Below are 21,500 nucleotides of genomic sequence, written 5' to 3'. Positions count from 1 at the left end.
TCCTGGGTCGTTCCTGGTCCGGTCCTGGTCCGCTCCTGCTTCGGGGCGCCACGCCTGCCCTCAGCGGTCCCTTCCGGATCGCAGTTCCGGCGCCGGCGGTCCCCGGTGACCGCTCGCTCCTCCTGATCCTTCCGGTCCGGCGCCCGCCCGGCCGGGTCGCCTCTCCTCCCCCGGGGGTCTTCCCATGTCCGCACCTCGTTCTTCCGCACCGCGTTCTTCCGCACCGCGTTCTTCCGCACGCGGTTCGTCCGCACCCGGGCGTCGGCACAGCCGTCGCCTTGTCCTCACCGGAGCCGCGCTCGGCCTCGGAGCCGCCGTCGCCTCCGCCATGACGGCCTCCGCCGCTCCCGACTACAGCGTCATCCCTCTGCTGCCCGGCGAGCTGGGGCGCAGCGACACCGCCTCCTCGCGCTTCGGCCGGAAGCCGTACCAGATCATCGACGTGTCGATCGCGGGCGACCGCACCCGCCTGTTCGTGCCGCACACCGCGGTGCCCTCGGCGCGGGTCGGCCAGGTCGTCTACTGGTACTACCACGCGAACGGCAGCTCCTACGCGGCCCTGTCCGGCGCCTTCCAGTACACGGCCGACCAGGCGGTCGACGACGGCGTGATCAGCATCTGCCCCAACTACGGCGGCAGCGTCTGGACCAGCCGCGCAGCGATCACTGCGCAGACCAACGCGGTCGCCTGGTTCCAGAAGACCTGGCGGATCGGCGCGAGCTTCCTCCGCTCCAACTCCGGCGGCGGCGCACTGCTCTGCTGGGCATACGGCAACCGACTCGTCCCCGAGATCCGCGGCGCGTACCACGCGAGCGGCGTCTACGACATGAACGACATCGCCACCCGCGAACCTACGCGGACCCTACCCGCCTACGGCTTCGACGCCGCCACCATCCCCGCCACCGACCCCGCGCTCCTCCCGCAGGCATCGTGGTCCGGCACGCGCCTGCGCATCACCGGATCGCCCGAGGACCAGCTCGTGCCGATCGCGGCCCACGGCGGCAAGCTGCACGCGCTGGCGCAGCCGGTGGCGAAGGAGTCGGTGCTCACCCTGCACTCGTCCGAGGGTGCTCCCTCGGGTCACATCGTCCCGAGCTTCACGCAGAAGGACATGCTCGACACCTTCCGGCGCTGGCTCGCCGAGGAGCCCGTGGTGGTGCTGCCGGATCCGCCCGCGCCGGTGATTCCGGGCGAAGGCACCTACCAGAACGACTCCGCGTTCGTCACGCTGACCGGCACCTGGTCGACCCTCTCCGGCGGCGGCGACAGCGGAGGCGCCATCGGCTACTCGAGCTCGGCCGGCGCCTCGGCGACCCTGCGCTTCACGGGCACCGGCGTCAGCTGGGTGAGCCGCCTCACGGCGTCCTCGGGAATCAACGAGGTGCTGGTCGACGGCGTCGTCGTGGCGAGCGTCGACCGCTACAGCGCGACGACCCGCTCGGGAGTGACGGTCTGGTCCAGCGGCGCCCTGCCCGCCGGTCAGCACACAGTGACAGTGCGGCGCGGATCCACCAGGAACCCGGCGGCGACGGGGGCGACCCTCATCCTGGACGCGTTCGTGGTGACGGCGGGGACTCCCGCCACCTCGACTCCTACTCCCACGCCCACGCCCACCGCGCTTCCCGCCGCGGGTACCTACGAGAACGGAGCCGCCGCGATCACGACCGTCGGCACGTGGTCGACGCTCTCGGGAGCTGCTGACAGCGGCGGCAGCATCGCGTACTCGAGCACGTCCAACGCCTCCGCGACGCTGCTCTTCTCGGGCACGAGGGTGAGCTGGCTGAGTCGGCTGACCCCCTCGTCCGGGATCAACGAGGTGCTGCTCGACGGCGTGCAGGTGGCGACCGTCGACCGTTACAGCGCGACGATCCGTTCGGCCCGCACCGTCTGGACCAGCCCCGTGCTGGCCGCTGGCGAGCACACCGTGACGATCCGCCGCGGGTCGACGCGGAACCCGGCCTCGACCGGGACGACGCTGATCCTGGACGCGTTCGTCGTGGTGTGAGGAGGTGCCCGTGCCCGGCGCCTCGGCGCGCTCGTGCGAGCATGCGGGGAACGCTGATCCTCGGAGGAACGGGCTGGCTCGGCGGGCACCGCGCCGCGGAGGCGCTGCGGCACGAGGTGACCTGCGTCGCACGCGGCTCGGGCGTGCCTCCGGGTGCCGTGTCGGTGCAGGCCGATCGTGGCGACGCGCTCTCGGCGGCACGTCCTGGGACGCCGTGATCGACCTCTCCTCGACTCCGGCGCACGTCTACCGCGCCGCCCGCGGCCTGCGCTGCGGCCTGTCCGTGCTCGTCTCGACGACCAGCGTCTCCGCGGTGAATTCGGTCATCGGAGCGATGGAGGACGCGGAGTTGCTCGCCCCCTCCGACGACCCCGCCTCCTACGGCGCCGCGAAGGTCGCCTGCGAGCAGGCCGTCCTGGCGGGAGCGGCGCCCGCCCTGATCGCGCGCGCCGGCCTGATCGGCGGGCCCTGCGACCGGGCGCTCGTCGTACGGGCCGTGGCGGTTCGCGCATCCGGCTGTACCTGGGGTGGTGCTGGGCGCTGTGGCGCTGCTGACATCGGTGCTGAACGTGCGGGACCTCGCGCGGTGGCTGGTGTCGTCGGCGGAGGCGGGCGTGATGAATGTCTGCGGGACTCCTGTGTCGCTGGGGGAGCACCTCGCGGTGGCGCGGGGCGAGTCGTCCGCCGTGCCGGTCGCCGCGGCGGAGGAGTGGCTGCTGGCGCGCGGAGTCGGGCAGTGGTCGGGACCCGGCTCGCTGCCGCTGTGGATCCGACACCCTGACTGGCGCGGAGTACGCGCGCCCGCTGCCCGCTGCCCGAGACGCTTCGCGCCGCCCGTTGAGTCGCCCGAGAAGGCTCGTTCTCGGGCGTGAGAACGAGCCTTCTCGGGCGACTCAACGCAACGGTGCGCGCGAGGAGGCGGGAGGCGACTCCGCGGCGCAGGAAGCGGGGCGAGACGAACATCATGTCGATCCAGCCCGCGGCGCTCACATCGGAGAAGCCGACGAGTTCATCGCCGATCGTTGCCACGACGGCGTTCCTGGCCTGCATCGCAGCGTTCCAGGTCGGCAGGTCGCGACGGCCGGCCCAGGCGGTGATCTGCTCCGGGCTGTAGTCGGCCGCAGCGGTCTCGGTGACGGCCGCGAGGAACACGGCCAGAGTGTCGGCCGCGTCACACTCGAGGTAGGGCCGGATCGTGATGTCCATCCCGCCATCCTGGCCGCGGTACGGGACTACTCGAGGAGGAAGGCGCGCCCGTTGATGAGCAGAGTGTCCTCGTCGGTGGCGGCGAGCTCGTCGGTCGAGCGGGCGGAGTTGTCGGCGGTGTCCGAACTCGCGCCGACAGCGGGGGTGGCTGCGGTGAGGAGGAGTCCGCAGGCGAGTGCGGTGATCACGGTGGTGCGGTTCATCGGCGTCGTCCTTGGCGTCGGGGTGGGCCGCTTCTCGTGGAGGCGGCGGAAATTGATTCCGAGCCTAGGCCGCGGAGCCCGTCAGCGCCCTGGGTCGTTCCTCTGCTTCCGCTATGAAGTACCGTGCAGGCAGGCTCTGGAGACGCGCGTACTTCGCCGTGCAGGCGCTGGGTGGTGCATCGCGGGCGCAGTCGTCTCCGCCCTGCAGACGGCGACGCTCGGCAGCCTCGATCCCCGTCCTGTCGCGGTTCTCGACCTCCCGCTGTTCGTCGGCGCCTCCGCGCTCGCGGCGGCCGGCGTGCGCTGGGCGGCGTTCACCGCCACCGGCTGGACGCTCCTCGTCGCGGGCGGGCTGACTTCCTGGGGCACCCTGACGGGGGAGGCGGGCTGGGGCGTCGTCGTCGAGCGGGTGATGCCGCAGATCCCGGCGCTGCGGCCAGTTACCCGCTCCATCTATAAAGTCACGAAGCAACTATCAGCTGAGATACCTGCCAGAGCACATACACCACAGTAATCGATGCAGTCCCGTATACGACCAACTGGCACGAAAATTGCGTCCGAAACCCTCGCGTCGCAAGCATAGTCGCAAAAAGAAGAATCGACACACTGATCGCAATACCGACACCGTCAACCCAGTACCGATCGGGCATGATGTGGTCAAAGACAAAGCCCATCCCAAAGGTCAGAATCGAGCAAATAACTGACGCGCGCGCACATGGTCTCCAGGGAAGCTCCGCGCCTTGCTGACGCCCATTTTTGGCTGAAGCAAGTCGCGGAGCTGATAGCAGCGCTGGCACAACCACTGTTGCGAACACTGACGATATAACAGAAGTCGCGATTTCACTATCTTTGAATACCCCACCTATAAAGAAGGGCAGACACCCGAGCAACCCCGCAACTATGCAGACTGCAAGCCATTGAAATCTTCGATAACTTACGACTCTACTCATTGATTGCTCTTAGCCTGATACCGTCTCGTTGATATTTTCGGACGTGCAGATCGCCGGAAGGAGGCAATTGAAGTTAGTTCCAGTGGCTTGATAAAGGGTTTTCCATGATTCGCTTCCATCGCTGCTGGAGAATCGAGCGTACGCCTCATGGGAGGGCACCGGCTGACGAGAGCCCTCAATCGAAACCGATCCGCTACGATATATTTTGACCCACGTCAGAGAATAGCGCACAGCGCCGGCGACGCAGAAGGGATCTCCGACCTCGTGAGAGACTCCGAAGGTCACAAGGTTGCCGGAGCGGGTAGGATTCTGAAACACCATTCCTGCGTCTGACGCTGTACGAGTCTCAATCACATCTCCGCTGGAATTGAGCTTCCTGGTCGGTCCGACGCTCTTGACGTACGTTAGATCGTAGGGAGCCGTATTGTCCCAATTGACGTTGAGGAACATTTGTGTCCGGTACGATGGAGTGCTGTATGGCGCTCCTGCGCCGGGGCCGATAAAATTCCTGTTGTCCCCCATGAAAAACTCATCGCTTTCAAGCCCGCATCCAAGCTGGGCTGCGAAGTTATTAACTTTGTCATTCGGGATGAAGGTTTTATAGTCGTACGCTGTTGTGTACGGCTGATAGCCTAGCGGCTGGAGAACTTGATCGCTTCGATTGTCACTTTCGCCAAGAGTTCTGACCGTTAGTGATCTGCTGGCAACGTTACCTAACTCGTCCGCCTCTCCCTCGAGAAGATAATCGTATGAGAGCCCGGGCTGCAAGCTGGAATCGGTAAATTTGCCGTCAGTAGAGCTTCCGATCTCGTCACCGTCGCGAAGCACGCTATATTCCGGACTTCCCGATTTGTCCCAATCGAAACTCGCCGACTCTGCAGTGATTGCCGAGGCAAAATCCGGTGCGGCTTCGAGTCGCTCGCCGCGATCGACGGTGCCACCGAAATTTCCGGAGGAGAAGATGGTGCCGTCGATGGTCGTCATGCTTGGTGCGGGAGCTGTCGTTGTGCCACTGTCGTCGGCCTGATTGCTCGAGGCGGGTTCGGCCCTGCCCGCTAGATCTCCGATCGGACGATACTGCACAGTAACGAGAGCGGCTTCACCATCCACGTCGACGAGTTGTACAGTCTCTCCCTCACGTGCTTCACCCTCGACCATTTCGACGGCTTTATCGGGATGTGAAGTGGCGACGCTGGCGCCGGTCGCCTCTAGTTCGACAATGAGGTCTCCGCTTTTCACTTCGCTCGCGAATGCGGAAGGTGACACGTAGAGCCCCGAGGCGCACAATGGCAATGCAATAATTATAGCCAGTCTCATGCGACTTTTATCATTCACATTATTCTCCTCTAAAGAGGCCAAGTCTAGCGGCTGCTGGCTCGGCAAATCTCTGCCCTTTCTTGGGGGCATATCGGGGGACAGGCGCTGATCCGCGTGACCCCGTACCGGCGCGAGAGGCTCGGCTCTGCAACCAGGCCATCCGCCCGCTAGGTAAGGCCGCCCGCCTCCGCCCCCCGCTGCACGCCCCCTGAGAAGCCAAAAGTTGTCGCACTCGACGCCCAGTGCGACAACTTTTGGACACGCGGGCGGGCCCGCGCACGAGCCCCGCCTACGATGGGTCGGGATGTCCCCCGCTCCCGTGCTCGCCGCCCCGCCCCGCACGCCGCGGGCCCGGACGCGGCGCGGGCCGCTCCTCGGGATCGCGCTGGTCGCCGTCCTTGTCGCGACGCGACTCCTTGCGCCGGACTCGGCGGGCGACGCCCTCTCGGACGCTCTCCGCGACTTCCTCACCCTCTCGATCAGCGTCGTCATCGAGTCGCTGCCGTTCGTCTTCCTGGGCATCGTGCTCTCGATCGCCGTGCAGCTGTGGGTGCCCGAGGCGGTGCTGCTCCGGATCCTGCCGAAGCGCGCCCTCCCGCGGCGGCTCGTGATCTCGCTGCTCGGCGTGCTGCTCCCGGTCTGCGAGTGCGGGAATGTGCCGCTCGCGCGCGGGCTGATCGTCAAGGGACTCTCGGTGTCGGAGTCGATGACGTTCCTCCTCGCCGCGCCGATCGTGAATCCGATCACCATCGTCACGACCTACCAGGCCTTCGGCTGGGCCGACGGGATCCTCGTCTGGCGGATCGTCGGCGGCTTCGTGATCGCGAACCTCGTCGGCTGGATCTTCAGCCGCCACTCCGACCCGATGACTCTGCTCACCGACCGCTTCCGCGCCGCCTGCGAGGCGGGCGAGCGGCCCTCCCGCTCCCTCCGCGACCGCGCGCGCCGCAGCGTGCTGCTGTTCGCCGAGGAGACCGGAGCGATGATGCCGGCCCTGTTCGTCGGCGCGGCGATCGCCGGGCTGATCCAGGTCGGCGTCTCGCGCGACGTGCTGACCGCACTCGGCGGTGACCCGCTCTGGTCGGTCCTGGCGCTGATGGTGCTCGCCTTCGTGATCTCCATCTGCTCGAACGTCGACGCGTTCTTCGTGCTCTCGTTCGGCTCCACGTTCCTGCCGGGAGGCATCATCGCGTTCCTCGTCTTCGGCCCGATGATCGACGTCAAGATGCTCGCGCTCTTGCGGACCACCTTCTCGGCGGCGACGCTGGTGCGCGTGACCGTGCTGGTCGCGCTCGCCGCCGCCGTGCTCGGACTGGCGGTGAACTATGCGCTCTGAGCGCCTCCTCGCCCGCTGGAAGGGCGTGGTCCTGAGTCTGATCGGCGTCGTCTCGACGCTGTGGCTCGCGGCGACCGGGCGCCTGGGCCTGTACATCCACCCGCGTTACTTCGAGTTCTCCGTGGTGCTCGCGATGATCGCGGGCGTGCTGCTGATCGCGGCGTTCGCGGTGGTGCCGGGAGCGGACGAGGACGCGCACGACGTACCCGCGCACGACGCCGACGTCGACCACCTCCACTCCTCCACCCCCTCCGCCCCGTGGCGGCGCGTCCTCGCCCTCGCGGCCGGAGTAGCGGTGATCGCTTCCGCCGCTATCGCCCTGCTCGTGCTCCCGCCCGCCGCGCTCACCGCCTCGACCGCCACTCAACGCGAGGTCAACACCAGCGCGGTCGACGCTTCCGTGACCGCCGCGGCCCCTACCGGCGACACCGCCTCGTTCAGCGTGCGCGACTGGGCGACCCTGCTGCGCCAGGGCGCGAGCGAGCAGTTCCTCGCCGGGCGGACGGCGACGGTGAGCGGATTCGTCACGCCCGACGCCGCCGACCCCGAGAACGTCTTCTACATCGCGCGTTTTGTGGTCACCTGCTGCGCCGTGGACGCGCAGCCGGTCGGCGTGCCGGTCTATCAGGCCGGCTGGGCCGACACCTACACCGAGGGGCAGTGGCTGGAGGCGAGCGGCGGCTTCGGCGCGAACCCGAGCGTCACGAGCGCCGAGACCGTCGTGCTGGAACCGGCGACGGTCACCCCGATCGACGAGCCCGCGATGCCGTATGTCTACTGAGCCCGTCACAACGAAGGCTGAGAGCGGCAGAGCGGCCGAAAATGGCGCGCGGCGGGCTCCCGGCCTTCGTTCTGCGGGCGGTTCCGGCTTCCCCCGCGCCTTCTGGGCCGTCGTCGCTGTGCTTGTCCTCGCCATCGGCGGCCTCACCGCCGCCACGGTGGCCAAGGGCCCCCGTGTCGCCTCCCTCGAGGTCAGCACCGACGGCGTGGTCGAGCGCGACGGCGGGCGCGCGCGCCTGCACCTGGACCAGGCCGTGGAGCCCGACGCGCTCGAGCGGCTCACCGTCACCCCGGACGCGCCGCACACCGCCGAACTCGACGGCGGCGTGCTCACCGTGACCTTCACCGACACCCTCCGCTACGCCACCCGCTACGACATCGGAATCGACGATGCCCGCAGCGCCGCGACCGGCTCCGCCGCCGACGTCTCCGCCTCCTTCACCACGAAGGACCCCGACCTCTTCACCCTCGATCGCACCGCCGAGGACCCCTCGCAGCCCGACGCCGTCCGCGTCCGCCCGCTCTCGGGAGGCGACGCCCGCGTCCTCTTCACGGCCGACCGGATTCAGGACTACACCGTCGTCGGGCCGGTCCTGGTGGTCGTGACGATCGAGCCCGACGACACGAACCTCCTGCGCACGATCACCCTCGACACCGGCTCCGAGGGGATCATTCCGCTGCCCGGCCCCGGCACCGTCCGCGAGCTGCACTCCTCTCCCGAGAAGGGCGTGCTCGGCTGGACCTTCACCGGGCAGACGCCCACGGGCCCACTCGATCGCGCCCTCTTCTCCTACGACCTCACCGACCGGAAGGCCGAGGCGGTACCGGTGCTCGGGATCGACGGCGGGCCGCTGCGGGCCAGCGACTGGATGTTCGTGCCCGGCACCACCTCCGTGGTCACCCACTCGCTCGATGACACGGTGCTGCTGCTCGACCTGCTGACGCCCGGCGCGATCAGCCCGCTCGGGCAGCACGCGGAGTTGCGGGGCTTCGTTCCCGGAGCGAACCGGCTCGTGGTCGCCGACCCGGAGTCCGGGTCGCTGATCGACTTGGCCGACGGCTCGGTCGAGAAGCTCGCGCTCCCGCCGGCCGGGGTGAGTGCGACCGCCTCTCCGGTGCAGACCCTGCTCCTCGACTCCGGGAGTTACGTCGAGCTCGAGGCCGAGTACGCGCCCGAGACGGGGGCGACCCAGTACTCGGTGGTCCGCGTCGACGCCGCCGGCTCCTCAGAGGTGTTCCGCACCTCGCCCACTGGACGCATCCGCGGCGTCTGCCTCTCGCCGAATGGGCAGTACCTGGCGGTCGAGACCGTGTCGGTCGAGGGTCGGCCCGACGACTACCCGGGCGAGCCGGGCTTCAGCGCGACCTCGACCGTGCTCGTCGACCTCGGCACCGGCGACACCGCACGCAGCGTCAACGGGCGCTCGCGCGACTGGTGCGCGTAGGGCGCTCGTCGAACCGGGCGCCCTCGGGCCGCGGCGGCAGCACGAACAGGATCAGCAGGAATACATAGCCGGCGATCGGCACGAGCCCCGCGAGGATCCACAGCCCGCTGCGGTTCACATCGTGGAGCCGGCGCCACACGAGCGAGAGCGAGGGGAGGAACGTCGCCAGGCCGATCGCCCCCGCGGCAATCGACACCCAGGCGGTCTGGAACGGCGCACCGCTGGGATACGGCGTCAGCGTCAGGTCCAGGCCCCACCGTCCGCCGTCGGCGATCTGCAGCAGGACGGACACGATCGAGCCGGTGAGGATGATCCACCAGTACTCGGCGCGGCTCGCGCGTCCGCGGAAGCGGAGGTAGTTCTCGAAGAAGCGGCGGACGGCCGCCATCGGCGGGGCGCCGTAGTAGGGGAGCGCCAGGGGCGGCTCGAGGGTCCGCGGGCTCATCGGAATTCGTTTCTCATCCCTCGACCGTATCCCGTGCTCCGTGAGGCGTCGCGTCGGCCGAGCGGAGGAGATCGCCGTGTTCACAACGCAGGGCGAACGGTGGTCGCCGCACGGAATCCTGCGGATCCACGGGCGCCGACCGCGATTCTTCCGGAGTTGTGAACGCGATCAGCGGCTCGCGACCGCCTCCGCTCGCACCGCCGCGGTCGCCCGCGCATCGACGATCAGGCTCACGACGAGCCCCACCGCGACGATCGCGATCGCGACCCACGGCAGCACGTCGAGTCCGCTCAGGTCGATCGCCAGCCCGCCGACCATCGCTCCGCCGCCGATGCCGATGTTGAACGCGGTCGTTTGCAGCGCCGCGGCGAGGCTGCGCAGCTGGAAGGAGGAAGTGCGCAGCATCCGGGTCTGCAGCATCGCCGGGATGCCGCCGAACGCGATGTTCCAGACCACGGCGGCCACGACCACGGCCGTGGGGGCACCGGTGCCCGCCGCCACAGCGAGGCCGACGAGCGCCAGCACGACCGCGATCGCGGCGACCACGAAGCCGGAGCGCGGGAATCGGTCGGTCGCGAAGCCGGCGAGGACCAGCCCGACCGCACCCGCTCCGCCGAACGCGAAGAGCACGAGCGGCACCGTGTCGGGCGCGAACGAGGCGTTCTCGAGCCAGGGCGTGATGTAGGTCGAGAGGGTGTTCTGGCCGATCAGCACCAGCAGGATCACGACGCAGACGCCGATGATGCGCGGGAGAGTGCGGTCCTTCCGGGCGGGCAGGCGGATCTCGCCCGTCCGCAGCGGGATGTGGTGATCGACAGCGGGCAAAAACTTCACCACGATCAGCGCGAGCACGAGGACGACGCCGCCGAGGATCGCAAAGGTGGGCCGCCAGCCGAAGGCGTGCCCGAGCGCGGTGCCCAGCGGGACGCCGAGGACGAAGGCCGCGGATCCGCCGCCCGCCGTGATCGCGGTCGCGCGGCCGAGCTGCTCCGGAGCGACGAGGTGGGCGGAGTAGGCGGCGACGATCGCCCAGAAGAGGCCGTGCGCGAGCCCGCCGAGGATGCGCGCGCCGATGAGCAGCCCGAAGGTGGGAGCGAGCGCGGCGAGGACGTTGGCGACCGCGATGGTGCACAGTGTCACGAGGAGGAGGCTCTTGCGGGAGAAGCGCTGCGTCACGAGGGTGAGCGGAGTCGTCGCGACGACGACGGTCGCGGCGAAGATCGTGACGAGCTGCCCGGTGAGCGAGATACTCACGCCGAGGTCGCGCGACATGTCCGGGATGAGCCCGGTCGGGAGGAACTCGCTCGTGACCGAGACGAAGATGGCGCCGGCGAGCGTGAGCAGGCCGATCCAGGGGAAGGCAGGGGCTTTCGCGATGTCTGGCGAGTTCACAGTGTCCTGAGGTCGGGGGGCAAGGGGAGGGAGCGACCCTCAAGCCTCGCACGCCGGAGCGGCGAGTGCGCCGGTGGGCGGCCGCCGATGCGGCTACCACAGCCGCTCCGGTGCGTGTACGGGGTGGCCCGGAAAGAGCCACGCGGTGATCCGCGCCGCGGGGCGCGAGTGCAGGAGGGCGTCTCGATGCGACGAGCGCGACGCGGCCACACCGCGCTGCCCAGGGGCTGCCCAGCGTGCGCGGGCAGACTGCCTGAGCCGATGATGGCGACCGGACGAGGGAGCAGTACCCGGAACGCGACAAGACTGACTCGAAGGAGCTGTCATGTCCTGGATCGTCCTCATCCTTTCCGGTGTGCTCGAGGCCGTGTGGGCCACCGCCCTCGGCAAGTCGGAGGGGTTCACTCGGCTGGGCCCGTCGGTGGTCTTCGGAGTCGGCGTCGTCGCGAGTATGGCCGGCCTCGCCTACGCGATGCGCGAGCTGCCCACCGGCACTGCCTACGCGGTGTGGGTCGGGATCGGGGCCTCGCTGACTGTGCTCTACGGCATGTTCTTCGGCGGCGAGGGCTTCTCGCTGGTGCGCACGCTGCTCGTCCTCGGCATCGTTGCCTGCGTCATCGGCCTGAAACTCGTGCACTGACCCCTGCCTCCCCTCCGCGAGATGCCACTTCAGGAGGCAACACGCCGATGAAGGCCTACCGAACTGGCATCTCGCCGAGGGTCGGCAGCGGGCGGTTGCAGGGGGCGGCGCGTTCCACCTAGGCTCGGCGCATCAGGGGAGAACGATCGTTCTACTGCTCTCTCCGCTCGCCAAGGAGGACTCATGCCCACTCGCACCGCACGCACCGCCTGGAACGGCTCGCTCGAGACCGGCGAGGGCCAGGTCGAGCTCTCGAGCTCGAAGATCGGCACCTATGACGTCTCGTTCCCTCGTCGCGCCGCGGACGACGCCAACGGCTCGACCAGCCCCGAGGAGCTCCTCGCCGCCGCCCACTCCGCCTGCTACGCCATGCAGTTCTCGGCCGTTCTCGGCCAGGCGGGCGGCACCGTTGAAGCGCTCGACGTCCGCGCCGACGTCTCGCTCGGCCCGGACTCGGCCGGTGGGTTCAAGCTCACCGGTATCACGCTCGTCGTCAGCGGCGAGGTCACCGGTATCGACGAGGCCGCGTTCCTCAAGGCCGCCGACGAGGCCAAGGAGACGTGCCCCGTCAGCAAGGCGCTCACCGGAGTCGACATCACGCTCGAGGCCACCTTCGAGGGCTGAACCTCGCAGAAGCACCCCGTCGCAGGCCGCGGCGGGGTGTTTTTGCGTCCGGGCCTGGGCCGCTGGCCGGTGCGGGCGGTCGAGCGCCCTGTCTGGGCCGCCGGTCGGGCGTCATTCCGTTCATAACGCAGGACGAATGTCCTGACGCACGTCCCGGATCCGCGGATCCACGGTGCGCGCCGACCATTCATCCTGAATGACGAACAGCACAGCCGCCCGAGACGCCGGAATCAGGCGGTGCTCCGGTAGCGGAAGCCGGCGCCGAGGTGCTCCTGGGGCAGGCGATCGCCGCGACCGTGCAGCTTGTGGCGGAGGCTCCCCTCGACGTACTCCTCCGGGTACGCGCCGCGGCGGCGCAGCTCCGGCACAATGAACTCCACCACGTCCTCGAATGTCCCGGGTGTGATCGCGTAGGCGAGGTTGAATCCGTCGACGTCGGTCTCCTCGACCCACTCCTGCAGGTGGTCGGCGACCTCCGACGGCGAGCCGACGACGAATGGTCCGAGCCCGCCGATCACGCTGAGCCTGGCGATGTCGCGGACCTTCCACTCGCTGCCGTCCGCATTCGCCTCCTGGAAGTTGGCGACGGCCGACTGGATCGCATTGCTCTTCACGTTGCCGATCGGCTCGTCAAGGTCGTACTGCGAGAGGTCGATGCCCATCCAGCCCGACATGAAGACCAGCGCCCCCTCCTCGCTGCCGTACGAGAGGTATTCGCGGTGCTTCGCGTGCGCCGCCTCGCTGGTCTCGGCGGTGATGATCGTCAGCAGCGTGTAGATCTTCGCGGAGTAGCGGTCGCGGCCGGCCGCCTCCAGGGCGTCGCGGATCCGCGAGACGGTCGCCGTGAGGCCTGCCTTCGTCGAGGACGCGACGAAGATTGCCTCCGCGTTTCCCGCCGCGAAGCGGATGCCGCGCGGCGACGCGCCCGCCTGGTAGATGACCGGCGTCCGTTGCACCGACGGCTCCGAAAGGTGGATGCCGGGGACGGTGAAATTCGTGCCGCGGTGGCCGATCTCGTGCACCTTCGCCGGATCGGTGAAGACGCCGGACTCGCGGTCGCGGATCACCGCGTCGTCCTCCCACGACCCCTCCCACAGCTTGTACAGCACTTCGAGGTACTCGTCGGCGACGTCGTAGCGGTCGTCGTGCTCGAGCTGGTCCTCGTGGCCCATATTGCGGGCGGCGCTGGGGAGGTAGCCGGTGACGACGTTCCAGCCGACGCGGCCCTTCGTCAGGTGGTCGAGCGTCGACATTCGCCGGGCGAACGGGTACGGATGCTCGTAGGCCGTCCCTGCGGTGATGCCGAAGCCGAGGTGCTCGGTCGCGGCGGCCATCGCCGAGACGAGGAGGATCGGATCGTTGACGGGGACCTGCGCGCCGTGTCGGATCGCGGCCTCGTTGGAGCCTCCGTAGACGTCGTAGGTGCCGAGCACGTCGGCGATGAAGATGCCGTCGAAGGTGCCGCGCTCGAGCAGCTTCGCCAGGTCGGTCCAGTACGAGAGGTCCTTGTATCGCCAGGACTGGTCCTGGGGGTGGCGCCACATGCCTGAGGACTGGTGGGCGACGCAGTTCATGTCGAAGGCGTTGAAGCGGATCTGACGGGTCATGGTGTCGATAGTGCCGAGCGGATCCGCGAACGGGTACCAGCGGCGACGCACGGCGTCACACAGCGACGCCCGTCCGGCGCCGCCGGAATCCGAATCAGCGCCGCCAGCTCAGGCGGATCGGATGCTCGGCGAGTTCCTGGCCTCGCCGCCGATGAACGGAGTCGTCCGGGAGGGACCGTGATCTCGCGCCAGCGGAGCACGTCACCGCCGCCCATGAGTAGCATCCCGGAGAAATACGCAGGGACGGTAGGCAGGGAGACGAGTCGGTTCGACGACGAGACCGGGGCCCGTGCGAACACGACAGTGCTGACCGAACGGATCACGGCGCTATCGGACGAGTTCGCGCGCGACGAGACCGGTGCTGCGGGCCGCCTGTGAGACGAGCTCGACCGACGACTCGTACCGGGTCGTGGCTGTCGCCCCCCTGTGCTGAGGGCTACGACTGCGACCTGCTCATGGAGGACAGTGCTCAGCGCGCTGCCGGCGAGGTGCTTCCCGGCGACGAAGGGGTGAGGGACAAGCCGAACCCCTCCGTGACGCTTGCGCCGACCGGGCGGCTCCTCCTAGGCGAGTTCGCGAGCCAGGAAGCGCACGTGCTCGCCGATCTGGAACGCCTCGCCGCCCTCGTGCCCGTTGAAGGGGTACACCCGGATCTCGCGCGGGCCGGCGTAGCGGTTGTAGGACGCATAGACCGTGGACGGCGGGCAGATGTCATCCCGCAGCGCCACCGAGAACATCGCCGGGGACAGTGCGTGCGGGGCGAACGAGGTGCCGTCGAAGTAGGAGAGGGTGTCGAACACGCGGGCCTCGGCGCCGCGATGGGTGTGCAGGTACTGCACGATCTCGCCGTACGGCATCGTGTCGACCAGGCGCACGGCATGCGGGATGTGACTGAGGAAGGGCACGTCCACGATCGCGGCGCGCGCCGACTCCGACTCGCCGAGCAGGCCCACGATCCCGGCGACGGCCAGGGCGATCCCCCCGCCCTGGCTGCCGCCGGAGACGGCCACACGGGAGGCGTCGACGGCGGGATGCGCGCGCAGCACGTCGAGGGCGCGGACCGCGTCGGTGAAGACGCGGCGGTAGAAGTGTTCGGCGGGCGACTCGATGCCCTGCGTCATGAAGCCGGAGGCGTGCGGGCCACTGCCGACCGGGTCGGGTGTGGCTCCGGCTCGGTGCCCTGACCCCTGGCCGCGGGTGTCCATCACCAGGTGCGCGTAGCCGGCCGCCGACATCGCGGTCCACTCCGCGAGCTGCCCGCGGCCGCCTCCGTAGCCGATGAAGGTCACGAGGCCGGGGAGGGGGCCCTCGACACCGCGGGGGAGGATCAGCCAGGCGCGGATCGGATGGCCGCCGAAACCGGAGTAGGTGACATCGACGGTGTCCAGCAGTCCGAAGCCGGCATCGACCCGCTCGAAGCGCGGCTCGGTCGCGACGGCGCGTGCCTCGGCGACCGTCTCGCGCCAGAATTCGGCGAATCCGGCGGGCTCGGGGATCTCGGGGACGTACTGCTCGAGGAGGTCGAGCGGGAGGTCGAACTGCGGCATCACGGACTCCTTCTCGGGCACCGGCGCCCGAGAACCGAGGCTACTGGAGCACCGACCTGGGTGCGGAGTGGGAGAACACCGCGGGGCGGAATGCCCCGGCGCCGGCGGCGTTCACCTCAGCATGACGACGTACGGAATCATCGGAGCAGGCAACATCGGCAGCCAGGTCGCACGGGCGGTCATCGCCCTCGGGGATGAGGTGGTCATCGCGAACTCGCGGGGCCCCGAAACCCTCGCCGACCTCATCGCGGAACTCGGCCCGAAGGCCCGTGCCGCCACGGCTCAGGAGGCGGCCGAGGCCGCGGAGGTCGCCGTGGTGACGGTGCCGCTGAAGAACCTCGAGGAGGTGCCGGTCGCGCCGCTCGCGGGCAAGATCGTCCTCGACACCAACAACTACTACTTCGAGCGCGACGGCCGCATCGAGGCGCTCGACAAGGGCGAGACCACAACCAGCGAGATGCTCCAGCAGCACCTCCCGGAGTCGAAGGTCGTCAAGGCGTTCAACCACATCATGGCCGCCGACATCACCACGGACGGCACCCCGGCCGGCACGCCCGACCGCCGCGCGCTCGCAACGTCCAGCGACTACCCCGAGGCGATCCACTTCGTGACCGACCTCTACGACCGGATCGGCTTCGATACCGTCGCGATCACTCCGCTGAGTGAGTCGTGGCGCGTCGAGCGCGACCGCCCCGCTTACGTGGTACGTCAGAATCGCGAGGAGCTCGAGGCGAACCTCGCGAAGGCGCCGCGCACGGTCTAAACCGCCTGCTCAGGGGAGTGGTGCTTCGGCGCCGCTCCCCTTTTTTGCGAGTGGCAGCGGGTGGCGGGGAGGCACGGCGACACAACGTCGGCTGAGGCGCCGTCTCATCCACGATGGTGGCTGAGAGGTGCTCTCAGCTGACGTTGTGTCGGCCGGCTCAGCCGGGAGCGCGTCCCGACGGCGGCCTCGGCGCTCGCGCGGGGGATGCCATAGTCGAAGGACCAGCCACGCACCAGAGAGCCCCGACCGGGCTCCGAGAGGAGAGGTCCGCCATGCCCTCGTCACCCCGTTCCCTCCCTTCCCGCTCCGGGCTCTCGCGCCGCAGCGTCGTGATCGGCGGACTCGCGGTGCTCCCGTTGCTCAGCGCCTGCACTCCGGACTCCTCCGACCCGGATGCCGACCAGGAGGCCCCCCGCACCCGCACGGCGGCACCTTCGACGCCGGTGGTGCCCGCCGCCGATGCGCTCGCTGCGAGTGCGGCCCTGTTCGCGTCGGCCCCGCTGGTTGTCCTGGTCGAGGACGTCGCGGAGTCGCGGCTCCGCGCAGCGCAGGTGAGCATCGCGTGGGGCGTACCGCTGCTGGTCGGCTCGGCTGAGAGCTCCGGAGCGACGGCCGCGCCGACGGCGAGTGCGGCGGACGCCACGGACTCCGCGGACGCCTCCGAATCGGCGACGCAGACCCCCTCGACGCAGACCCCCTCGACTCCGTCCCCCTCCGCTCCGACCGCAGACGCTCTCGCCGCCGAGTTCACCCGCCTGGGCGTGACCCGCGTGCTCGCGATCGGCGACGTCACTGCGCCCGAGGGAGTGGACGTCGTGGTCTCAGCACCCGACGCCGCCTCCCTCAGGACCGCGACCGGGGTGACCGTCGCCGACCTGGCGCTCGCCGACCTCGCAGCCGCCGCGCCGTCCACCGCCTCCGACGCTCCCTTCGGCACCCTGCCCACCCGCGCTGACCCGCTCACCGGCGTGCACGCTCTGGCCCGCGCGCAGGATGCCGACGTCGCCGCGCTGGCGACCGCCCGGGCCGCAGGCGTGCCCGTGACGGTGGTCGACGGCGACGATCTGCTCGCCTCGGGTGATGCGGTCAGCGCGATCGCCGACGCCGACGCGTCCTGCACCCTCTTGCTGGGCCCTGCGCTCGCCGCCCAGTCGGAGCCCGAGTGGGCCGTACGGGCGGCGGCGAGCGGCTGGCAGCTGCCGGGCGGCGGCCAGCGCTTGTTCGGCGGGCACCTCTTCGTCGCGATCTACGGCACTCCGGGAGCGCCTGTCCTCGGCGTGCTGGGGGAGCAGGGCCTCGAGTCGACGATCACGCGCGCGGAGGCGGTGGCCGAGCCGTATCGCGCGCTCACCGGCAAGCAGGTCGTGCCGAGTCTGGAGATCATCACCACGGTCGCCGCGGGTGACCCCGGGAAGGACGGCGACTACTCCAGCGAGCTCGACGCCGCCGACCTCCGCCCCTACATCGACGCCGCGCAGGCGGCCGGGATGTACGTGGTGCTCGATCTGCAGTCGGGGCTCACCGACTTCCTCACCCAGGCACAGCAGTACGCCGACCTGCTGAAGCTGCCCAACGTCGGCCTGGCGCTCGATCCGGAGTGGCGGCTGCTGCCCGGCCAGAAGCCGCTGCAGCAGATCGGCCGGGTCTCGGCCGCCGAGGTCGACAGCGTGTCGGAGTGGCTGGCCGACCTCGTGCAGAGCGAGGGTCTGCCGCCGAAGATGTTTGTGCTGCACCAGTTCCAGCTCTCGATGCTGCAGGACCGGGAGAGTATCCGCCGCGATCGCCCCGAGTTGGAGTTCCTGATCCACGTGGACGGCCAGGGTTCGCAGCCCGACAAGCAGGCGACCTGGGATGCACTGCACGAGGGCGCCCCCGAGGGCATCGCGTGGGGCTGGAAGAACTTCTACGACGAGGACAAGCCGATGCTGACCCCCGCCGAGACGATGGCCGAGGTCCGCCCCCTCCCCGACCTCGTCACCTACCAGTAGCCGCGGCGCTTCCGGGAGCGGCGCGACGCGGGGTCCACGCCGCGCATCAGTAGTGATAGCGCGCTTGGAGAATTGTGATGCGAGCGTCGTCGGCGAGGTATATGAGCCTGTTCGTCTCATCGATGCGCCGCGACCAGGCTCCCACCAATGCATGCTTGAGGGGCTCGGGTTTGCCAATGCCCTCGAACGGGTCGTCTCGGAGCACATCGGCGATGAGGAGGTTCAGCCGACGGAGCGTCCGCCGGTCCTGGGACTGCCAAGAGAGGTAGTCCTCCCAGGCCTCGGCCGTCCAGGCGAGAGTGCGGGGAGTCACGGCTCGAGGAGCTCCCGCTCGACGACGTCGCCGCTGCGGGCGCTCTCGAGGGCGGAGAGCAGACGACGCGCGTTCTCCGGGGAGCGCAGGAGGTGGCTGGTCTCGACCAGCGAGTCGTACTCGTCCTTGGACATCAGCACGGCGGACCCGCGCTTCGAGGTGATCTCCACCTCCGTGTGATCGAGGTTGACCCGCTCGATCAACCCGAAGAGGTCTCGTCGTGCTTCGCTCGTGGTGATTGCCATCTCAGCTCCTGACTCGTACCGGATATGGTACCAGTTATCGGTGCTGCGATGTGCATGCGGCTCCAACGCGACCTGAGAGGTTGCCAGGCGAACGGCCCTGCGGGCGCAGAATCGGCACTTACTAGTAAGGAGAGCGGTGGCGAGAACGCATCAATGGCGCGTTGCAGACCACGACTTTCTTCATTCCTGTACTTTCACCTTCGTTCTTCGAGAGCGAAGAATGCCGTCGGGAATTTTTGAGCTTTTACAGCACAGCGAAGTCACTAGGCGTGACTCAGTACCTCCTGGCGATTAGGTATGCGCCGATCGAGGAACTGGATCCGACCAGTGTCAATCAGGCGAAGGCCATCGCCGCGGAAATTCAGTATCGCGATTGGGAAGCACTTCGCCTCGTGGATGAGGCTGGTCCGGAACATCGGCAGGCCGTGAACGGACTTGCTCAGGATCTGCGGCGGATGATGAATATCGTGCAGTCGCAACCTGCCGCAGGCGCGGCCGAGGCGGTGCTTGTCGCAGAAAAAGGCTCTGTGTTACGGCGCAAAGAAAGCGGGTCGCATCTAGTCGCGGAAGATGATGACGATCCTTACGGTGACCAGCCGTCTCCGTTAGAACTCGTGGCGGACCTGCCCGACCGCTCGAAAGAGTGGACAGATACGATGACCCTTTTTCAGAAAGCCACTGAAGATTTCAGCGCCGTCCTCAATCGGGGGTCTGCCAAGCTCTCGGAAGTCGAAGGTAGGCCGCTAGCGAAGAAGCTCCTCGTCCTTCGCGAAACCGCGGCTGAGCTCGATGAGCCGACGAGGAGGATCGAGGCTGCTGGTGAGCAGTACATGCAGGCCCTCCTCGCAATCGATCCTTCCTTCAAGGCCCTCGCGGAAATCGGGCACTCTCAGAGGAGCGAGCCGAGCGAGAAGGACCGAAACGCGCTAAAGAGTGCGCAGGAGTCGATCCGTTCTATGGTCGGCGCAGGGGTGACGGCAAGTAGGAGTGTGCAGGGTGCAATCGAAAAGGGAAGGGCTCTTGCTCGGATCTCCCGGGACCTTCGAGCGCCCTTGAAGCGTTACGAGATTGGCTCTCGAAATATCATCGACGGCCAAGGTGTCATGGAAGAGTGGCTCGTCCTCATCGAGTCCGTTGAATGGCCGGAGGCCGTCCCGTCTGCCGCGATCGCGCGGGAGTAAAAAACGTGCCTCTGTGATCAGAAGCCGCTCATAGGGCCGACACGAAGGCTGGCATCGACGAAGGTGGCATCTCGCGGAGGGGCGGAGGGGGGACAGGAGGGGGTCAGCGCCGCAGGAGCTCGCCGGAGACGACGCCGGCCTCGACCTCCTCGAGGGCTCGGCCGCGGGTCTCGGGCACGCGCTTCCAGAGGAAGACCAGCGCGAGCAGGCCGACGGCGCCGAAGAGGAAGAACGTGCCGGTGATCCCGACTCCGGAGACGAGGGTGGGGAAGAACAGGCCGAGCACCGCGTTCGTGATCCAGTGGCAGAAGATCGCGATGCCGACGCCGACTCCGCGGATCCGCAGCGGGAAGATCTCGGACAGCATCACCCAGGTGACGATGTTGAGGAACGTCTGCATGCTGCCGACGAAGGCCACGACCAGCACCAGGATCACGAACGGCCGCGCGGGAGTGCCGACCGGCAGGGCGACGGACGCGATGCCGATCAGGACGTGCATGGCCGTCGTCAGGGAGTAGCCGAGCAGGAGTGTCGTGCGGCGATTCATGGTCTGCATGAGCCGCAGCCCGACCAGGCCGCCGATCACCGCGATCGCGCCGGGGGCGATGTTGGCCACGAGTGCGCCGTCGTGGTCGAAGCCCGCCTCCTTCAGCACCGACTGGCCGTAGTACATGATCGAGTTGATGCCGGTGAGCTGCTGCGCGACTCCGATCCCGATGCCGACCAGCAGGATGCGCACCGCCCAGCGCTCGCGCAGCACCTCGAGCAGCGGCACCTTGGGGCCCTCGGAGGTGGCGATCGAGCGCGCGATCCCCGCCGCCTCCTCCTCGGCCCGTTCGGGACTGCGGAGGGTGCGGAGTACGCCGAGCGCCTCGTCGCGGCGACCGTGCGCGAGGAGCCAGCGCGGCGACTCGGGGACGCGGGTCATGCCGAGGAGGAGCGCCGCGGCCGGCAGTGCGGCGACGGCGAGCATGATCCGCCACACGCCGGGCAGCTCGCCCCAGACGGTGCCGATCACGGCGTTCGCCACGAAGGCGGCGAGCTGGCCGATCACGATCATCAGCTCGTTGCGACCGGCGAGCAAGCCGCGGATCTCGGAGGGGGAGATCTCGGAGAGGTAGATCGGCACGACCACCGAGGCGCCGCCGACGGCCAGTCCGAGGACCGCTCGCCCGAGGACCATTACGGCGACGTTCGGCGCCACGACGCAGACGAGCGCTCCGACCAGGAACAGCACCGCGAGCAGTCGGATCGTGCCGCGCCGGCCGATGGCGTCGGCGAGGCGTCCGCCGGAGATGGCGCCGATCGCGGCCGCGAACAGGAGCGAGCTGGTGACGACTCCCTCGGTCAGATCGGTGAGCTTGAGTTCGGCCGACATCGGCTCCAGCGCGCCGTTGATAACCCCCGTGTCGTACCCGAACAGCAGCCCTCCCAGTGTCGCAACAAGAGCAATAAAGCCAAGACGCCGGGAGATGGTCATCCGCTCAGCCTGGCGCATCGCCGGACACCGAGG

21 protein-coding genes, 1 pseudogene and 1 riboswitch are annotated in these 21,500 nt (G+C 68.7%); of the genes and pseudogenes, 12 read left to right on the top strand and 10 right to left on the bottom strand.

Features of this window, described 5'->3' with window-relative positions; genetic code table 11:
* Positions 1–328 precede the first annotated feature (328 nt).
* From A6122_RS14665 to A6122_RS17455, 3 genes are read left to right on the top strand one after another with little or no spacing between them, the layout of a single operon-like run.
* Positions 329–2,005: a hypothetical protein gene (locus A6122_RS14665; RefSeq protein WP_068256438.1), complete on the top strand. Its 1,677-nt coding sequence runs from the start codon at positions 329–331 to the stop codon at positions 2,003–2,005.
* Positions 2,006–2,046: 41 nt separating this feature from the next.
* The gene (locus A6122_RS16830) at positions 2,047–2,223 is read left to right on the top strand and encodes a Rossmann-fold NAD(P)-binding domain-containing protein (protein WP_157593829.1); all 177 of its coding nucleotides are present in this window, start codon (positions 2,047–2,049) and stop codon (positions 2,221–2,223) included.
* On the top strand, positions 2,220–2,786 hold the full coding sequence (locus A6122_RS17455) for a Rossmann-fold NAD(P)-binding domain-containing protein (RefSeq protein ID WP_068256435.1): 567 nt from the start codon (positions 2,220–2,222) through the stop codon (positions 2,784–2,786). The genes A6122_RS16830 and A6122_RS17455 overlap by 4 nt, the downstream gene beginning before the upstream one ends.
* A 122-nt stretch (positions 2,787–2,908) precedes the next feature.
* Here A6122_RS17455 and A6122_RS17450 read toward each other — a convergent pair.
* A pseudogene (locus A6122_RS17450) lies at positions 2,909–3,211 on the bottom strand (GNAT family N-acetyltransferase); the annotation flags it as partial.
* Between the two features lie 26 nt (positions 3,212–3,237).
* On the bottom strand, positions 3,238–3,414 hold the full coding sequence (locus A6122_RS16825) for a hypothetical protein (RefSeq protein WP_157593828.1): 177 nt from the start codon (positions 3,412–3,414) through the stop codon (positions 3,238–3,240).
* Between the two features lie 52 nt (positions 3,415–3,466).
* On the opposite strand from A6122_RS16825, the gene A6122_RS14650 reads away from it, so the two are divergent.
* Positions 3,467–3,928: a hypothetical protein gene (locus A6122_RS14650; RefSeq protein WP_146076722.1), complete on the top strand. Its 462-nt coding sequence runs from the start codon at positions 3,467–3,469 to the stop codon at positions 3,926–3,928.
* A 445-nt stretch (positions 3,929–4,373) separates the two neighbouring features.
* Here A6122_RS14650 and A6122_RS16820 read toward each other — a convergent pair whose 3' ends face one another.
* Entirely contained in the window at positions 4,374–5,699 is a 1,326-nt protein-coding gene (locus A6122_RS16820; RefSeq protein WP_146077215.1) for a hypothetical protein, read from the bottom strand.
* Between the two features lie 286 nt (positions 5,700–5,985).
* Between A6122_RS16820 and A6122_RS14645 the strand changes: the two genes are divergently transcribed.
* The 3 genes from A6122_RS14645 to A6122_RS14635 all read left to right on the top strand — a co-directional run bounded on the left by A6122_RS14645 (position 5,986) and on the right by A6122_RS14635 (position 9,242).
* Positions 5,986–7,017, top strand: a complete 1,032-nt coding sequence (locus tag A6122_RS14645; protein WP_084416101.1) for a permease — start codon at positions 5,986–5,988, stop codon at positions 7,015–7,017.
* The gene (locus A6122_RS14640) at positions 7,007–7,798 is read left to right on the top strand and encodes a TIGR03943 family putative permease subunit (protein ID WP_068256427.1); all 792 of its coding nucleotides are present in this window, start codon (positions 7,007–7,009) and stop codon (positions 7,796–7,798) included. Before A6122_RS14645 ends, A6122_RS14640 begins: the two co-directional genes overlap by 11 nt.
* A 118-nt stretch (positions 7,799–7,916) precedes the next feature.
* Positions 7,917–9,242: a hypothetical protein gene (locus A6122_RS14635; protein WP_068256425.1), complete on the top strand. Its 1,326-nt coding sequence runs from the start codon at positions 7,917–7,919 to the stop codon at positions 9,240–9,242.
* Here A6122_RS14635 and A6122_RS14630 read toward each other — a convergent pair.
* Both A6122_RS14630 and A6122_RS14625 read right to left on the bottom strand, forming a co-directional pair.
* Positions 9,211–9,687, bottom strand: a complete 477-nt coding sequence (locus tag A6122_RS14630; RefSeq protein WP_068256422.1) for a DUF805 domain-containing protein — start codon at positions 9,685–9,687, stop codon at positions 9,211–9,213. The genes A6122_RS14635 and A6122_RS14630 overlap by 32 nt on opposite strands.
* Before the next feature lie 168 nt (positions 9,688–9,855).
* Positions 9,856–11,079 (bottom strand): MFS transporter, encoded by a 1,224-nt coding sequence (locus A6122_RS14625; protein WP_068256419.1) that lies wholly within the window; start codon positions 11,077–11,079, stop codon positions 9,856–9,858.
* 252 nt (positions 11,080–11,331) lie between these two features.
* Positions 11,332–11,395: riboswitch (guanidine-III (ykkC-III) riboswitch) on the top strand.
* Positions 11,396–11,404: 9 nt separating this feature from the next.
* On the opposite strand from A6122_RS14625, the gene A6122_RS14620 reads away from it, so the two are divergent.
* The gene (locus tag A6122_RS14620) at positions 11,405–11,719 is read left to right on the top strand and encodes a DMT family transporter (RefSeq protein ID WP_068256416.1); all 315 of its coding nucleotides are present in this window, start codon (positions 11,405–11,407) and stop codon (positions 11,717–11,719) included.
* Between the two features lie 183 nt (positions 11,720–11,902).
* Positions 11,903–12,343, top strand: a complete 441-nt coding sequence (locus tag A6122_RS14615; protein ID WP_068256414.1) for an OsmC family peroxiredoxin — start codon at positions 11,903–11,905, stop codon at positions 12,341–12,343.
* A 230-nt stretch (positions 12,344–12,573) separates the two neighbouring features.
* On the opposite strand, the gene A6122_RS14610 is transcribed toward A6122_RS14615, so the two are convergent.
* Both A6122_RS14610 and A6122_RS14605 read right to left on the bottom strand, forming a co-directional pair.
* A complete protein-coding gene (locus tag A6122_RS14610; protein WP_068257727.1) occupies positions 12,574–13,950 on the bottom strand; it encodes an LLM class flavin-dependent oxidoreductase in 1,377 nt (458 codons plus the stop codon).
* 563 nt (positions 13,951–14,513) lie between these two features.
* A complete protein-coding gene (locus tag A6122_RS14605) occupies positions 14,514–15,497 on the bottom strand; it encodes an acetylxylan esterase (RefSeq protein WP_068256411.1) in 984 nt (327 codons plus the stop codon).
* A 67-nt stretch (positions 15,498–15,564) separates the two neighbouring features.
* On the opposite strand from A6122_RS14605, the gene A6122_RS14600 reads away from it, so the two are divergent.
* A complete protein-coding gene (locus A6122_RS14600) occupies positions 15,565–16,260 on the top strand; it encodes an NADPH-dependent F420 reductase (protein ID WP_257722300.1) in 696 nt (231 codons plus the stop codon).
* A 272-nt stretch (positions 16,261–16,532) separates the two neighbouring features.
* On the top strand, positions 16,533–18,248 hold the full coding sequence (locus A6122_RS14595) for a hypothetical protein (protein WP_068256405.1): 1,716 nt from the start codon (positions 16,533–16,535) through the stop codon (positions 18,246–18,248).
* A 46-nt stretch (positions 18,249–18,294) separates the two neighbouring features.
* Here A6122_RS14595 and A6122_RS14590 read toward each other — a convergent pair whose 3' ends face one another.
* Together A6122_RS14590 and A6122_RS14585 are read right to left on the bottom strand one after the other, a co-directional pair.
* Positions 18,295–18,561, bottom strand: a complete 267-nt coding sequence (locus A6122_RS14590) for a Txe/YoeB family addiction module toxin (protein ID WP_068256402.1) — start codon at positions 18,559–18,561, stop codon at positions 18,295–18,297.
* Positions 18,558–18,806, bottom strand: a complete 249-nt coding sequence (locus tag A6122_RS14585; protein ID WP_068256399.1) for a type II toxin-antitoxin system Phd/YefM family antitoxin — start codon at positions 18,804–18,806, stop codon at positions 18,558–18,560. The genes A6122_RS14590 and A6122_RS14585 overlap by 4 nt, the downstream gene beginning before the upstream one ends.
* Positions 18,807–18,967: 161 nt before the next feature.
* Here A6122_RS14585 and A6122_RS14580 point away from each other — a divergent pair, with 161 nt between their 5' ends.
* Positions 18,968–19,987, top strand: a complete 1,020-nt coding sequence (locus tag A6122_RS14580; RefSeq protein WP_146076688.1) for a hypothetical protein — start codon at positions 18,968–18,970, stop codon at positions 19,985–19,987.
* A 103-nt stretch (positions 19,988–20,090) separates the two neighbouring features.
* Here A6122_RS14580 and A6122_RS14575 read toward each other — a convergent pair whose 3' ends face one another.
* Positions 20,091–21,467, bottom strand: coding sequence for a sugar porter family MFS transporter (locus tag A6122_RS14575; protein ID WP_237358207.1), 1,377 nt, complete (start codon positions 21,465–21,467; stop codon positions 20,091–20,093).
* Positions 21,468–21,500: the final 33 nt, after the last annotated feature.

It is taken from the genome of Rathayibacter tritici, assembly GCF_001641005.1.
Classification (GTDB): Bacteria; Actinomycetota; Actinomycetes; order Actinomycetales; family Microbacteriaceae; genus Rathayibacter; species Rathayibacter tritici.
The sequence above is the reverse complement of the archived record's forward strand: the minus strand, read 5'-3'. Positions and strand labels throughout refer to the sequence as shown.